Genomic DNA, 14,552 nt, shown 5'->3' with positions numbered 1-14,552 from the left:
AAGCCCATGGCCGATATGGGCCAGTTCGACTGGCAAGACCCCTTCGCCCTCGATGCGCAGCTGAGCGACGACGAACGCATGGTCCGCGACGTGGCGCATGGCTATGCCCGGAACAAGCTGTTGCCCCGCGTCACCCGCGCGTTCCTCGACGAGGATTTCGCGCGCGAGATCATGACGGAGATGGGCGCGCTGGGCCTGCTGGGCGTGACCATCGATCCGCAATATGGCGGGGCGGGCATGGGCTATGTCGCGTACGGCCTGGTCGCGCGCGAGGTCGAGGCGGTGGATTCGGGCTATCGCAGCGCGATGAGCGTGCAGTCGAGCCTCGTGATGCATCCGATCAACGCCTTTGGGTCGGAGGAGCAGAAGGCGAAGTATCTGCCGAAGCTGGCCAGCGGCGAATGGGTCGGGTGTTTCGGGCTGACCGAACCTGATGCCGGGTCCGATCCGGCCGGGATGCGGACGCGGGCGGAGAAGATCGACGGCGGCTATCGCATCAGCGGTGCCAAGATGTGGATCACCAATGCGCCGATCGCCGATGTCTTCGTGGTCTGGGCCAAGTCCGATGCCCATGGCGGCAAGATCCGCGGCTTCGTGCTGGAAAAGGGCATGGCCGGCCTGTCCGCGCCCAAGATCGAGGGCAAGCTGTCGCTGCGCGCATCGATCACCGGCGAGATCGTGATGGAGGGCGTCGAGGTCGGCGAGGACGCGCTGCTGCCGCATGTCGAGGGGTTGAAGGGGCCGTTCGGCTGCCTGAACCGCGCACGCTACGGCATCGCCTGGGGCACGATGGGCGCGGCGGAATTCTGTATGCACGCCGCCCGCCAGTACACGCTCGACCGGCAGCAGTTCGGCGTGCCGCTGGCGTCCAAACAGCTGGTGCAGCTGAAGCTGGCCGACATGCAGACCGAGATCGCCTTGGGGCTGCAGGCGGCGCTCAGGGCCGGGCGGATGTTCGACGAAGGCTCGCTGGCGCCTGAGGCGATCAGCATCATCAAGCGCAACAATTGCGGCAAGGCGCTGGCCATCGCCCGCACCGCGCGCGACATGCATGGCGGCAACGGCATCGCCGCCGAATTCCATGTGATGCGCCATGCGATCAACCTCGAAACGGTCAACACCTATGAGGGCACGCACGACGTCCATGGCCTGATCCTCGGCCGGGCAATCACCGGGATTGCCGCGTTCTGATGGATCGCCAGCCCGAGCTGGTCGGTGATCTGGTCCGCATCGCGCCGAGCATACCGGAGGATTTCGACGCGCTGTTTGCGGTCGCATCGGACCCGATGATCTGGGACCAGCATCCCGCACACGACCGCTGGCAGCCGGGCGTCTTTCGCGCCTTTTTCGACGAAGGGCTGGCCGGCGGCGGGATGCTGACCATCCGCGACACGGGTGACGGCAGCGTCATCGGGTCGAGCCGTTATGGCCCGTATGACCGGCAGGCGAACGAGATCGAGATCGGCTGGACCTTCCTTGCGCGCGACCGGTGGCGGCGGGGCCATAACCGCGAGACCAAGCGGCTGATGAGCGATCATGTCGCCGGCCAGGTTTCGGCCGTCACCTTTCATATCGGGCAGGATAATCGCCGGTCGCGGAGCGCGGTCGAGGCACTGGGCGCGACGTTGCGGCCGGGCACGATCGACGTGCTGCGCGGCGGACGGATGGTGCCGCACGTCGTCTACGAACTGCGCCGTCGGTGAAGCCGCTGGCCGGGGTCCGCGTGGTCGAGCTGGCCCGCATCCTCGCCGGGCCATGGTGCGGGCAGCTGCTCGCCGATCTGGGCGCCGACGTGGTGAAGGTCGAGCGGCCGGGCAGCGGCGACGACACCCGCCACTGGGGTCCGCCCTTCGTCACCGCACCCGACGGCAGCGCCCGCGACGCGGCCTATTTCCACGCGACCAATCGCGGCAAGACGTCGGTGGCGATCGATATCACCAGCCCTGAGGGACAGGCCGAGGTCCGCGCGCTGGTCGCCGGGGCCGATGTCGTGATCGAGAATTACAAGGTCGGCGGCCTTGCCCGATACGGCCTCGACCACGCGGCGCTGTCGGCGGTGCGGCCGGGGCTGGTGACGTGTTCGATCACCGGATTCGGGCAGGACGGCCCCTATGCCCACCGCGCCGGATACGACTTCATCATTCAGGCGATGGGCGGCGCCATGTCGCTGACCGGGGAGCCGGACGGCGCGCCGCAAAAATCGGGGGTCGCCTATGCCGACCTGTTCACCGGGCTATATGCCGGCGTCGCGATCCTGGCGGCGCTGCGCCGGCGCGACCTGACCGGCGAGGGCGCGCATATCGACATGGCGCTGCTCGACACGCAGGTGGCGGTGCTGGCCAACCAGGCGCTGAACCTGATGGCGGGGGGCAGCGTGCCGACGCGGATGGGCAACGGCCATGCCAATCTGGTGCCGTATCAGGCGTTCGAGACGGCGGACGGCGCGTTGATCGTCGCGGTCGGCAATGACGGGCAGTTCGCGCGGCTGTGCGGCATCCTGGGGCTGGATCTGCACACCGACGCGCGCTTTGCGACCAACCCGGCGCGGGTGGCGCATCGCCGCGAGGTGATCCGGGCGGTGCAGGCCGCCGTGGCGACGTGGCGCAAGGCCGAACTGGCGCACGCGCTGGAAGCCGCCGGCATCCCCGCCGGCCCGATCAACGCGCTGGACGAGGTGTTCGCCGATCCGCAGGTGATCGCGCGCGGCATGGCGATCCGGCCCGATGGTCTGCCGGGCCTTGCCGGGCCGATCGTGATCGATGGCGAACGGATGGTCGCCGATCGGGGCGCGCCGAAGCGGCCATATAGCGGTATTCGACGAGGTTGAACCACCGTCATCGCCCTGCGAGCGACCGCTTCGCGCCGGGCCATTTTCGATCCGGGGCGGCGTCGATCGTCGGTCACGATGCTTCGGCATCGCTCCCTCCTCTCTCCTTGCCCCGAACCGAGAATGGCGCCGTGCCGATGATCCAGCCTGATCGAAAACCGCTCTGAACGCGAAAGTTCACAAAGTTCACACTCGCCACACTTGTTGCACTGTGTCGAAATTGTGGCAGTTGCAGCGGGTTCAAAGAGCGGGCGCGGGTCGCGCGTCGCCGATCATGGCGGGGTTGCGGCGTGTAGGAAAGGGGGGCGTACCGGTCGGCAAGCCTATCCCAACACCCGCCGGACCAGCGCGCCGCAATCGGCATTGCCCGCACGGGGGGCATCATCACCACGGATCGCGTGGCCGATCATGCGCAGGATTCCCCCGGCGCTCTTGACCCCCGGCGGTATGCGTACTTCGGGCGACTGGATGCGGCCGGCGATCCGCACCGGCTGGTCGAGGTGCAGCAATGTGCGCTGTTTGGGCGTTCCGGTCAGCGCGATCGACAGCGTTTCGTCGGACAGGCGCACCACCCCCTGCCCCCGCGTCTGCGCGCGCGAGGTGTCGATCAGCAGCGGATCGATCCGCCCCAGCCCGCCCGTGACGTCGAGCCTGAGGCCAAGGCAGCGCAGCCGCGCCTGCGCATCGTCGTCGGTCAACACGCCGCGCGCGACATCGGCGCCCAGCATCGACGCCATCTTGGCCGGCAGCACCCCGCCTGTCGCCGCGAAGCCGATCGTACCGTTCGACCGGCCGATCGCCTGGCGGATGGTATCGCCGCTGCCGGTCAGCCGCAGCCGGGCGCGCAAGGGGGCGTCGACCGGCGCGCCGCCGGCAAAGGTGGAGATGCGCGAATCCTTCAGCCGCAGATCGAACGTCGCCTTGGGGCTGGTCCGCCCCCGCTGGTCGATGACGACCTGTCCGGTGATGCTCCCCTGCGCCAACCGCACAGTCAGCGGTGCGACGGTCAGCCGGCGGTCGTCGATCGCCAGCACGGTGTCGAGGCTGCGCAGACCGGCCATGTCGAGCAGCCGGTCGACCCGCACCGCGAGCTTGCCGTCGAGATTGCCCATCTTGGCCAGGTTGATGCGGGTGCCCGGCACGACGCGCGGGCCGATGCGGCGCTCGATCGCGGCGGCTTCGGCACGGCCTTCGTCGGTGGCGAGGTCGTCGAACGACAGGGTGGCGAAATGCAGCCGCCCGTCGATACCGGTCTTCTCGCCATCCTTGGTCACCGTGGCGTTGGCCGCCGCCAGCCGCGAACGACCGATGGTGCCGGACAGCTTTTCGATCGTCCAGGTCGGATCGTCATGGCGGACGCGGGCGGTCAGCGCGACCGGTTGCGTGCCGAACAGCCCCGCCTCGACCAGCGCGTCCAGCGTCTTCAGATTGTCGGCGCGCGCGGTCAGGTCGACGGTCATCTGCCGCGTGTCGAGCGGCGAGGCCATGGTCCCCTTTGCATCCAGCGTGATCGTCGGACCGGCGACGCGCGCGGTGAACGGCCACGCGCCGTCCCCCGCAATTGCCGGTCCGTTCAGTGCGACCCGTACCGGACGGTTGTCGATCGCACCGTCGCCACCGGCGCGAAAGCCCTGCGCATCGGACGCGACGGTGACCGAGAAGCGGCGATTCTGCACCGCGTCGCGATAGTCGATGACGAGGTTGCGGACGGTCAGGCTGGTGATGGCAGACGCCGACCCCTTGTCCCCGCGCTTGTCGGGCGCCCAGTTCTTGCGGCCGTCGCGCGACCGCACCATCGCCACCCGCCCGCCGTCGATGGCGAGCGCGGTCAGGTCGAACTTGCCCCGGAGCAGCGGCAGGACGCGGAAGCGGAAATCGATGCGCTGCAACCGGACCAGATCACCCTTCCCCGCCCAGCTGGGCTGGGCGATCGCCAGGTCGCGGACGATCAGGGTCGGCGAAAAGGACAGTGGCTCGACCCGCTCGATCGTGCCGATCGACACGTCGGACCCGAAGCGTTCAGCCAGCTTCACCGACACCCGGTCACGCAGCACCCCCCAGGGAAAGGCGGCCAGCACCAGCAGGATCAGCAGCGCGACCCCGACGATGCCACCCACAAGATACCGCCAGTTGCGCGAAAGCCATGCCATCTGGCGACAAGTCGGGAACAGGCAGTTCGTTCCATGGGCGCAATGGAATTACTGACAGCGGTGTAGGTGGCGGCGATCTACGGGCGTCACCTGGAGGACGGGTTATGAGAATGGCGGGAATTGGTGGTTAGTGGACGTTTGATGGTGGCGCTACTGCTCCCGCATCAGCACGGACAGCAACTCTCACCGTCTCGAATCCAGCCCGCATTGCTGAGCGCTGCGCCAGCTTAACACACCTTTCTGGAGTGTTTGCGGCATAAGAAATGACAATTCCCCGCTTGCTATCAAACTTGCCCTCTAAGTCGCTTTCAAACTGTCGGGCCGTTAATCCGACATCCCCTGTCCAAAACCAGCACTCGCTTTCTCTATAGCTGACCGATGCGCCATAGACGACTGCGTCATCTCGTTGTTCTTCAGGAGGCGATGCGCTCCAACTTAACGCCATAACAATTGGCAGGATTGCGAATATGTCCATATCTGTAGGTTAAGCTTCGTGGGCGATGTCTGCAAATAAGCGTAGGCGGACACCCGAGCCACTCCGCGCAAGGCGCCTTCTGCGCGGTAACCAGCGACCTTAACCGCCGCGCCGGTCGACGGAACGGCGAGACGCGGCAACCGCTCAGAAATCGACCGCGATGCCCTTGTGCGTCCAGTCGCCATAGCGCGTGGGGCTGAGGCCCAGCGGGTCGTCGGCGTCGGGTTTTTCAGGCAGCGGTTCCGGGGTCGGTACCGGCGGCGACTTCGAGAGATGCGCTGGCGGCTTCACATGTGGCGGTCGCTTGCCCATAGGGGGTCCTTTCCGGTTCGCTTGCAGATGCACTTGGCGGATCGGCGACAGGATTCAAGTGCCCCCCTTTCCACATGGGAACCCGATCATGGCCCGCCCCCGTCTAGCCCCCGAAGCGCCCGGTGTGCCCGCGCGCCGGGCCGCGCTGAAACTGCTCGATGCCGTTATCCGGCGCGGATTGCCGCTGGAGGCGGCGCTGGCGAGTGCGACCGCCGAGCTGGACCGGCGCGAGGACCGGGGGCTGGCCCATGCCATCGCCGCCGCCGTGCTGCGCCGCCTGCCCGATCTCGACGCGCTGATCGACAGTGCGACGCAGCGCCCGCTGCCCGACGATGCCAAGGCGCGGTTCGTGCTGCGCGTGGCGCTGGCGCAGGCGCTGGTGCTGAACACCCCGCCGCACGCCGCGATCGCGACCGCGCTGCCGCTGGTCGATGGCGGCCCGCGCAAGCTGGTCCACGGGGTATTCGGCACGCTGATGCGCGGCAATGCGCGGTTGCCCGATGCGGCGACCCTGCCCGCCGATACCGATGCGCGCTGGGTCGCGGCATGGGGCGAGGACATGGTGATGGCGGCGGCACAGGCGATCGCGCAGCAGCCGCCGGTCGATCTGTCGCTGAAGGGCGAGGACGGACCGGAGGGCGTGGCACTTGCCCCGCGTCACCGCCGGCTGGCCGAACATGGCGCCATCGTCGACCTGCCGGGCTATGCCGAGGGAGCGTGGTGGGTGCAGGACCTGGCGGCGTCGATCCCGGCGCGGCTGCTGGGCAAGGGGCCAGGCCGTGCGCTCGACCTGTGCGCCGCACCCGGCGGCAAGACGTTGCAGCTGGCCGCCGCCGGATGGGACGTGACCGCGCTCGACAATTCGACGAGCCGGCTGATGCGGCTGACCGAAAATCTGGAGCGGACCGGGCTGTCGGCCAAGGTCGTGACCGGCGACGCCCTGGTGTGGAAGCCGGCCGAGCCGGTCGATGCGATCCTGCTCGACGCGCCGTGCAGCGCGACCGGCATCTTCCGCCGCCACCCCGATGTGCTGCACCGCGTGCGCCCGAGCGTGATTGCCGAGACGGCCGCGTTGCAGGCACGGCTGCTGGCGCGGGCGGCGGACTGGGTGAAGCCCGGCGGGCGGCTGGTCTATGCCACCTGCTCGCTGGAGCCGGCCGAGGGCGAGGCGCAGCTCGACCGCTTCCTGAGCGGCCGGTCGGATTTCGCGGTGGAGCCGGCGACGGCCGACGAACTGCCCGAAGGCGTTAGCGCGAACCCGCGCGGCTATGTGCGGACGTTGCCGGGGATGCTGGCGGAGCAGGGCGGGCTGGACGGGTTCTTCATCGTCCGGTTGCGGCGGTGCTGAAGAAGATCGGTTCACGCGAAGGCGCGGAGACGCGGAGGGGTTGCGCTTGCTGCACCCGTTCCCCCGCAGCGGGCCTTCCGGCACAACGGCTACCGAGAAGCAAAAGACCGCTTGCGCGGCGTGCGGCAGCCACGAACGCACTCCCTCCGCGCCTCCGCGTGAACCAATTCTTGCTACTTCCTTTACCCTTTGCTTGCCGCATCGGCAGACCGTGCTAGGACGAATGCCATGCAACCCGTCCGTATCGCGCCCTCCATCCTGTCCGCCGACTTCGCCAAGCTGGGCGAGGAAGTCCGCGCCATCGATGAAGCCGGGGCGGACTGGATCCATATCGATGTGATGGACGGGCATTTCGTGCCCAATCTGACGATCGGCCCGGCCGTCGTGAAGGCGCTGCGCCCGCATAGCCCCAAGCCGTTCGACGTCCACCTGATGGTGTCGCCGGTCGATCCGCTGGTCGAGGCGTTTGCCGAGGCCGGGGCGGACATCCTGTCGGTCCACCCGGAATCGGGGCCGCACCTCCACCGCACGCTCCAGCGGATCAAGGCGCTGGGCAAGCGCGCCGGCGTCGTCCTCAACCCCGGCACCCCGGTCGAGGTGGTCGACCAGGTCATCGACCTGACCGACCTGCTGCTGGTGATGAGCGTCAATCCCGGTTTCGGCGGACAGAAGTTCATCGACAGCCAGTTGCGCAAGATCGAGGCGCTCCGCGCCCGGATCGACGCGACGGGGCGGCAGATCGACCTGCAGGTCGATGGCGGGATCGACCGGGTGACCGCGCCCAAGGCGATTGCGGCGGGGGCCGACTGTCTGGTCGCCGGCACCGCGACCTTCACCGGCGGCCCGACCGCCTATGCCGCGAATATCGCCGCACTGCGCGGCGCATGATCCCGCCCCAGCCGATCGACGAACCGCGGGGCGAGATCGACGTCGGCAAGCGGCTGGTGCGGCAGGGCGGCGGCACCGGGCTGTCGCTGTCCGAACGGATTGCGGAGAAGCTGCAACGCCTGGCGTGGCGCACGCCGCTGCACGGGCTGCGGCTGAAGGGGCGGCATCCGCTCAAGCTGATCGCGGTGGCCGACGACCCGTTCTTCGGCGACATCGCGCGCGGGCAGGCGTTGCTGCGCGGCGAACTGATGTTCCGGGGCGAGGCGGTGCCGATCGATCGCCTTGGCCTCGACCGGCCCAAATTCTCCGCCGCCTTTGCCGAGCATCTGCACAGCTTTGCGTGGCTGCGCGACCTGTCGAGCGTCGCGCCGCGGGTGACCGCCGTGCCGATCGCCGAGACGCTGATGCTGCAATGGCTGGCGGCGCATGGCGAGCGGGTGTCGGAGCCGGCATGGGGCGCCCATGCCACCGGGCGGCGATTGCTGTTCTGGATCGCGCACGCGCCGCTGATCCTGTCGTCGACCGATCTGGTCTATCGCTCGCGCGTGCTGAACACCATCGCCCGCGCCGCCCGGCATCTGGACGGCGAAGCGGGCAAGGCGCCGGCGGGTATCCGCGCGATCACCGCCTGGGCGGGCGTGGTCGCCGCCGGGCTGGTCATTCCCGGCGGCGATCCGCGCCGGGCGTTCGGCGAACATGGGCTGACGCGGGCGCTGACGACCGGCCTGTTCGAGGATGGCGGCATCGTCGGCCGATCGCCCGCCGAACAGCTGGACGCGGTGATGACGCTGACCAGCTTGCGCGAAATCTATGCCGCGCGGCGGATGGACGTGCCCGAGGCGCAGGGACTGGCGCTCACCCGGATGGTCGCTGCCCTGCTGGGCGTGTGCCATGGCGAGGGGGGGCTGGCCTGCTGGCAGGGGTCCGGGCCGGTCGACGGCGAACGCATCGCCGATGTCGTCGCGGCGACCGGCGTGCGTACCCGGCCCCTGCGCCACGCTGGCGACTGGGGGTATCAGCGCCTTGCCGCCGGGCGTACCGTGTTGATGGTCGATTGCGCCCCGCCCCCGGTGGCGCGCGCGGCGCGCGAAGGCTGCGCGTCGACGCTGGCATTCGAGCTGTCCGATGCCGGGCAGCGGATCGTGGTCAATTGCGGCGGCGCGGGCGCAGCGGCGCTGACACTCTCCCCCGAACTGCGCCGCGCGCTACGGACCACCGCCGCCCATTCGACTTTGGTGCTGGCCGATGCCAATTCGACCGCGATCCATGCCGACGGGTCGCTGGGCAAGGGGGTCGGCGTGGTCGATCTGGCGCGGCAGGAAAGCGACGCGATCAGCCGCATCGAAGTCGCGCATGACGGCTATGCCAAACGCCTCGGCTTTCAGCATCGCCGCGTCCTGACGCTCAGCGCCGATGGCCGCGACGTGCAGGGTGAGGATATGCTGATCCCGACCGGCCGGCGCGGGCGCAAGGGCGAGACGGGCTTCGTCGCGCGCTTCCATCTGGCACCCGGCATCGAGATCGCGCCGACCCCGGACGGACAGGCCGCGTTCCTGCGCATCCCCGATGGCGGCCCGGTATGGCAGTTCCGCTGCAAGGGCGCGACGCTGGGCGTCGAGGAAAGCCTGTGGATCGACGAGGGCGGCTTGCCCGTACCGACGTTCCAGCTGGTGCTGTCGGGCGCGACGGCGGCGGGGGGCCATGATTTTTCGTGGCGGTTCCACCGGGCGCGATAGGGGCATCACCGGCGTTCGCGATGATTCCTTGACGCCCTCCCCCCATGTCCGTCAGCTTGGCTTCGGGGGGCAACGGGAGAAACACTATGATTCGCAATATCTTGCAAGTGCTTGCCCTTGGTGCCGTCGTCTCGACGTCCGTCGCACTGCCGGTTGCTGCCCAAGTACGCCGGCAGGAATATGTCGTGGTCTGGTACACCGACGAAAGCATGTCGACGATTTCCGGCCAGCGTATTGCCTTCTGCGATGGCGGGTCGTTCCGTTCGGGGATGCCTACCCTGTACGAAGAAACGACCTATTATGGTTGCGACTGAGCTTGGCCCTCCGGCGGAGTGCAGCGTCGGGAATTTTGCCTGACACAATAAGAGTCGGGTGAGACATCGCACCGTCACCCCTGGGCGCAGTCTGAGGTGACGGTGCGGTCGTACGGTCGTCTACCCCGGCGACGCCGCCGATCCCGCCAGCAGACCGCCATCGATGTTCACCTCGGTCCCGGTGATATAGGTCGCCTCGTCCGACGCCAGCATCGCCGCGACCGCCGCAACTTCCTCCGGCAGCCCGAAACGCTTGAGCGGCGTATCCGCCACCAGCGCCGCCATCCGCGCTTCGCGGTCGGGGTCGTCGCCCAGCATCGGTTCCCAGATCGGGGTCAGGATCGCCGCCGGGTGAACCGAGTTGCAGCGGATGCGCCAGCCCTGTTGCGCGCAATACAGCGCGACGCTCTTGCTGTGATTACGGATCGCCGCCTTGGACGAGGCATAGGCTGCCGCCCCCGGAATACCGACAAGGCCCGATCGCGACGAGATGTTGATGATCGATCCGGTCCCAGCCGTCTTCATCGCGCCGATCGCATAGCGACAGCCGAGGAACGTCCCGTCGAGATTGACGGCATGGACCGCGCGCCAATCCTCCAGCGAGGCATGTTCGGGATCATGGGCGACCATGCCGCCTTCGAACCCCGTCACGCCGGCATTGTTGACCACGACATCGGCGACCGGCACGTCGCGCGCCAGCCGTGCCCAGTCGCCCTCCTCGCGCACATCGAGCGCGACGAAGCGACAGCCGAGCGCAGCGGCGGCGGCCTGTCCGGCTTGCACGTCGCTGTCGGTCAGGACGACGATGCCGCCCTCGTCATGAAAGCGCGTGGCAATGGCGTGGCCGATCCCGCGCGCCGCGCCGGTGACGACGCAGCGTTTAGATTGCAGACGTTGCATGATGGAGTCCCTGTCAAAGTGATCGTGCGGCGGGAATTCCGCCGAGTTCAGCAGTGGGACTGGACCATCGTTCCGACTCCGTTTGGGACGGGGTGGAAGGTACGCCTACCCAACGAAAGTCGCAAGCCGCGCCCCCTTGCCCCGCCGCCGCATTCGCGCGAAAGGGCGCGGCCATGGATCATGTTACCGCACAGCGCGCGCTCCTCTCGGTTTCCGACAAGAGCGGCATCGTCGACCTCGCCACCGCCCTTGCCGACCATGGCGTCGAGCTGGTCTCCACCGGCGGCACCGCCGCCGCGCTGCGCGATGCGGGCCTCACCGTCCGCGACATTTCGGAGCTGACCGGCTTTCCCGAAATGATGGACGGCCGGGTCAAGACGCTGCACCCGGTGGTCCATGGCGGGCTGCTGGCGGTGCGCGACAATCCGCAGCATGTCGCGTCGATGGACGAACACGGCATCGGCGCGATCGATATCGTCGTCGTCAACCTCTATCCGTTCGAAGCGACCGTGGCCAAGGGCGCCGACCGCGACACGATCATCGAGAATATCGACATCGGCGGTCCGTCGATGGTCCGTTCGGCCGCGAAGAACCATGATGCGGTCGCGATCGTCACCGATCCCGCCGACTATGCCGCGCTGATCGCCGAATTGGCCGAAACCGGCGGGGCGACGACCCTCGCCACCCGCCGCCGCTTCGCCGCCAAGGCCTATGCCGCGACCGCCGCCTATGACTCGGCCATCGCGCAGTGGTTCGCCTTTGCCGATCAGGGGCAGGCGTTCCCTGACACGCTCCCCCTCGCCTTCACCCGTGGCGCGGAGCTGCGCTATGGCGAAAACCCGCACCAGTCGGCCTCGCTCTATATCCCGCGCGGCCCCGCCGCGCGCGGCATCGCCCAGGCCGAGCAGGTGCAGGGCAAGGCGCTGAGCTACAACAACTATAACGACGCCGATGCCGCGCTGGAGCTGGTCAGCGAGTTTCGCGACGGCCCGCCGACCGTGGTCATCGTCAAGCACGCCAACCCGTGCGGCGTCGCGACCGGCGACACGCTGATCGAGGCCTATCAGGCGGCGCTCGCTTGTGACAGCGTGTCGGCGTTCGGCGGAATCATCGCGGTCAACCGCCCGCTCGACGGCGAAACCGCGCGCGCGATCAGCGGCATCTTCACCGAAGTCGTCGCCGCCCCTTCCGCCGATGACGAGGCGAAGGCGGTGTTCGCGGCCAAGAAGAATCTCCGCCTGCTGCTGACCGGCGAGCTGCCCGATCCGGCGCGCGGCGGGCTGATGGTCAAGACCATCGCCGGCGGGCTGCTGGTCCAGTCGCGCGACGGCGGCAATCTGGGTCAGGTCGAGCTGAAGGTTGTGACGAAGCGTCAGCCGACGGAACAGGAACTGGCCGATTGCCGCTTCGCGTGGACCGTCGCCAAGCATGTGAAGTCGAACGCGATCGTCTATGCCAAGGATGGCAGCACGGCGGGCATCGGCGCGGGCCAGATGAACCGGCTGGAATCGGCGCGCATCGCCGCGTGGAAGGCGAAGGATGCGGCGGAGAAGGCCGGCTGGGAGCAGGCGCGTACCATCGGATCGGCGGTCGCATCGGACGCCTTCTTCCCCTTCGCCGACGGCCTGCTGGCCGCGGTCGAGGCGGGCGCGACGGCAGTGATCCAGCCGGGCGGATCGATCCGCGACGACGAAGTGATCGCAGCCGCCGACGAAGCCGGGCTGGCCATGGTGTTCACCGGGATGCGCCACTTCCGGCATTGATCCGGGGGCGGGACCAGCGCCTGAACGTACCCCCGCGCAGGCGGGGGTCCAGATCGGCATACACAAGCGCTTGTTTTGCTTGGCTCTGGGCCCCCGCCTGCGCGGTGGCACATTCGAGGATATGGCGTCCACGGTTCGTTTGCCTCCCCCGCCGCCACCCGGTACGACGCCTTCATGCCGTCGTTCCGCAACACCCCCTACGCCGCGTTCCTGTTCGACATGGACGGGACGCTGCTCGATTCCAGCGCAGCGGTGGAGCGGGTCTGGCGGCGCTGGTGCGATCGGCACGGGATCGATGCCGACGCGCTGATCGCGGTGTGCCACGGCGTGCGCGGTGAAGACACGGTGCGCCGCTTCGCCACGCCGGGCATGGATGTCGATGCCGAGGCGGCATGGCTGAACGCCGCCGAACTCGAAGATGTCGAGGGCGTCGTGGCGATCGACGGCATCCAGGACCTGATCGCCGGGCTGGCCGCGCAGGAATGGGCGATCGTCACCTCCGCGCCGCGGAATCTGGCCGAAGTACGGCTGCACGCCATCGGCCTGCCGGTGCCGGCCGTCTTCATCACCGCCGAGGATGTGACGCACGGCAAGCCCGACCCGCAGGGCTTCCGCCTGGCCGCCGAGCGGCTGGGCGTGGCGGTCGCGGACTGTCTGGTGTTCGAGGATTCGCCGGCGGGCGTCGCGGCGGGCAAGGCGGCCGGCGCAACGGTCGCGATCGTCGGGCCGCGCGTGGCGGCAGAGGAAGGGACCTATGCGATCACCGATTACCGCTGAGCCGAAGATCGATCGCCGCACGCTGCTGGCCGGACTGGGCGTATCGCTGGCGCTGCCGCGCGCGGCATTGGCGACCAATCCGGCCTTTCCCGGCTGGTATGCCGATCCGGAAATCCGCATCTTTCGCGGCCGATACTGGATTTATCCGACCTATTCGGCCGATCAGGGCACACCCGCGCCGCAGAGCCGCTTCACGCCGTGGCAGGTGAAGGAGCGTGAAAGCCCGCATATCTGGCACCCGTTCCTGCGCCAGACGTTCCTCGACGCCTTTTCCTCGCCCGACCTGGTGCATTGGACGCGGCATCCACGCGTGCTGGACGTGGAGCGCGTCGGCTGGGCGGCCTATTCGATGTGGGCGCCGTCGGCGATCGAACATCGCGGGCGCTACTACCTGTTCTTCGGCGCGAACGACATCAAGAACGATGCGCAGACCGGCGGCATCGGCGTTGCGGTCGCGGACCGGCCGGAAGGACCGTTTCGCGACGCGATCGGCAAGCCGCTGATCGGCAGGATCATCGGCGGCGCGCAGCCGATCGACCAGATGGCGTTCCGCGACGACGACGGGCAGGTCTATCTCTATTATGGCGGGTGGAAGCACTGCAACGTCGTGCGCCTGTCCGACACGCTGACCGACATCGTGCCGTTCGCCGATGGCACCACCTTCAAATCGATCACCCCGTCCCCCGATTATGTCGAGGGGCCGTTCATGGCGAAGCGCGGCGGCGTCTATTACCTGATGTGGTCGGAGGGCGACTGGACCGGGCCGGACTACCGCGTCGCCTATGCCACGGGGCCGAGTGCGCTGGGGCCGTTCACCCCGCGCGGGGTGGTGCTGCAACAGGATGCGCGGGTGGCGCGCGGCGCGGGGCATCATTCGCTGTTGCAGATTCCCGGCACCGACGACTGGTACATCGTCTATCACCGCCGCCCGTTGACCGAAACCGACGGCAACCACCGCGAAGTCGCGATCGACCGGCTCACCTTCCGCGCCGATGGCAGCATCGTACCGGTGGTCATTACCGACAAGGGTGTGGCGCCACGACTGCTGGCGAAGCGTTAGCG

The 14,552-nt window shown here is 68.4% G+C and carries 14 protein-coding genes; 10 read left to right on the top strand and 4 right to left on the bottom strand.

Annotated elements, in window-relative coordinates; translation table 11 throughout:
- The first annotated feature begins 6 nt into the window (after positions 1-6).
- Genes QZ755_RS06585 through QZ755_RS06575 form a run of 3 tightly spaced genes read left to right on the top strand, consistent with a single transcriptional unit; the run spans position 7 to position 2,827 of the window.
- Entirely contained in the window at positions 7-1,191 is a 1,185-nt protein-coding gene (locus tag QZ755_RS06585; protein WP_294320981.1) for an acyl-CoA dehydrogenase, read from the top strand.
- The gene (locus QZ755_RS06580; protein ID WP_294320979.1) at positions 1,191-1,703 is read left to right on the top strand and encodes a GNAT family N-acetyltransferase; all 513 of its coding nucleotides are present in this window, start codon (positions 1,191-1,193) and stop codon (positions 1,701-1,703) included. Before QZ755_RS06585 ends, QZ755_RS06580 begins: the two co-directional genes overlap by 1 nt.
- Positions 1,700-2,827: a CaiB/BaiF CoA-transferase family protein gene (locus QZ755_RS06575; protein WP_294320977.1), complete on the top strand. Its 1,128-nt coding sequence runs from the start codon at positions 1,700-1,702 to the stop codon at positions 2,825-2,827. The genes QZ755_RS06580 and QZ755_RS06575 overlap by 4 nt, the downstream gene beginning before the upstream one ends.
- A gap of 323 nt (positions 2,828-3,150) precedes the next feature.
- On the opposite strand, the gene QZ755_RS06570 is transcribed toward QZ755_RS06575, so the two are convergent.
- The 3 genes from QZ755_RS06570 to QZ755_RS06560 form a co-directional block, all read right to left on the bottom strand.
- Positions 3,151-4,977 (bottom strand): AsmA family protein, encoded by a 1,827-nt coding sequence (locus QZ755_RS06570; RefSeq protein WP_294320974.1) that lies wholly within the window; start codon positions 4,975-4,977, stop codon positions 3,151-3,153.
- Between the two features lie 127 nt (positions 4,978-5,104).
- Positions 5,105-5,452, bottom strand: coding sequence for a hypothetical protein (locus QZ755_RS06565; protein ID WP_294320971.1), 348 nt, complete (start codon positions 5,450-5,452; stop codon positions 5,105-5,107).
- 144 nt (positions 5,453-5,596) lie between these two features.
- Positions 5,597-5,764 (bottom strand): DUF1674 domain-containing protein, encoded by a 168-nt coding sequence (locus QZ755_RS06560; RefSeq protein WP_242414736.1) that lies wholly within the window; start codon positions 5,762-5,764, stop codon positions 5,597-5,599.
- An 88-nt stretch (positions 5,765-5,852) separates the two neighbouring features.
- On the opposite strand from QZ755_RS06560, the gene QZ755_RS06555 reads away from it, so the two are divergent.
- The 4 genes from QZ755_RS06555 (at position 5,853) to QZ755_RS06540 (ending at position 10,050) form a co-directional block, all read left to right on the top strand.
- Entirely contained in the window at positions 5,853-7,112 is a 1,260-nt protein-coding gene (locus QZ755_RS06555) for a transcription antitermination factor NusB (protein ID WP_294320965.1), read from the top strand.
- Positions 7,113-7,340: 228 nt separating this feature from the next.
- On the top strand, positions 7,341-8,000 hold the full coding sequence (rpe, locus tag QZ755_RS06550) for a ribulose-phosphate 3-epimerase (protein ID WP_294320962.1): 660 nt from the start codon (positions 7,341-7,343) through the stop codon (positions 7,998-8,000).
- Complete coding sequence (locus QZ755_RS06545; protein ID WP_294320958.1) at positions 7,997-9,736, top strand: heparinase II/III family protein; 1,740 nt, start codon at positions 7,997-7,999, stop codon at positions 9,734-9,736. Before rpe ends, QZ755_RS06545 begins: the two co-directional genes overlap by 4 nt.
- An 86-nt stretch (positions 9,737-9,822) precedes the next feature.
- Entirely contained in the window at positions 9,823-10,050 is a 228-nt protein-coding gene (locus QZ755_RS06540; RefSeq protein ID WP_294320956.1) for a hypothetical protein, read from the top strand.
- A 120-nt stretch (positions 10,051-10,170) separates the two neighbouring features.
- Here QZ755_RS06540 and QZ755_RS06535 read toward each other — a convergent pair whose 3' ends face one another.
- Positions 10,171-10,950 (bottom strand): SDR family oxidoreductase, encoded by a 780-nt coding sequence (locus QZ755_RS06535; protein WP_294320953.1) that lies wholly within the window; start codon positions 10,948-10,950, stop codon positions 10,171-10,173.
- A gap of 173 nt (positions 10,951-11,123) precedes the next feature.
- On the opposite strand from QZ755_RS06535, the gene purH reads away from it, so the two are divergent.
- The 3 genes from purH (at position 11,124) to QZ755_RS06520 (ending at position 14,550) form a co-directional block, all read left to right on the top strand.
- Entirely contained in the window at positions 11,124-12,713 is a 1,590-nt protein-coding gene (gene purH, locus QZ755_RS06530; protein WP_294320950.1) for a bifunctional phosphoribosylaminoimidazolecarboxamide formyltransferase/IMP cyclohydrolase, read from the top strand.
- 174 nt (positions 12,714-12,887) lie between these two features.
- Complete coding sequence (locus QZ755_RS06525) at positions 12,888-13,490, top strand: HAD-IA family hydrolase (RefSeq protein WP_294320949.1); 603 nt, start codon at positions 12,888-12,890, stop codon at positions 13,488-13,490.
- Positions 13,468-14,550, top strand: a complete 1,083-nt coding sequence (locus QZ755_RS06520) for a glycoside hydrolase family 43 protein (RefSeq protein WP_294320946.1) — start codon at positions 13,468-13,470, stop codon at positions 14,548-14,550. The genes QZ755_RS06525 and QZ755_RS06520 overlap by 23 nt, the downstream gene beginning before the upstream one ends.
- Positions 14,551-14,552 lie beyond the last annotated feature (2 nt).

It is taken from the genome of uncultured Sphingomonas sp., from assembly GCF_913776855.1.
Lineage (GTDB): Bacteria > Pseudomonadota > Alphaproteobacteria > Sphingomonadales > Sphingomonadaceae > Sphingomonas.
Note: the sequence above shows the minus strand (reverse complement) of the source record. Positions and strands in the feature narration are given on the sequence as shown.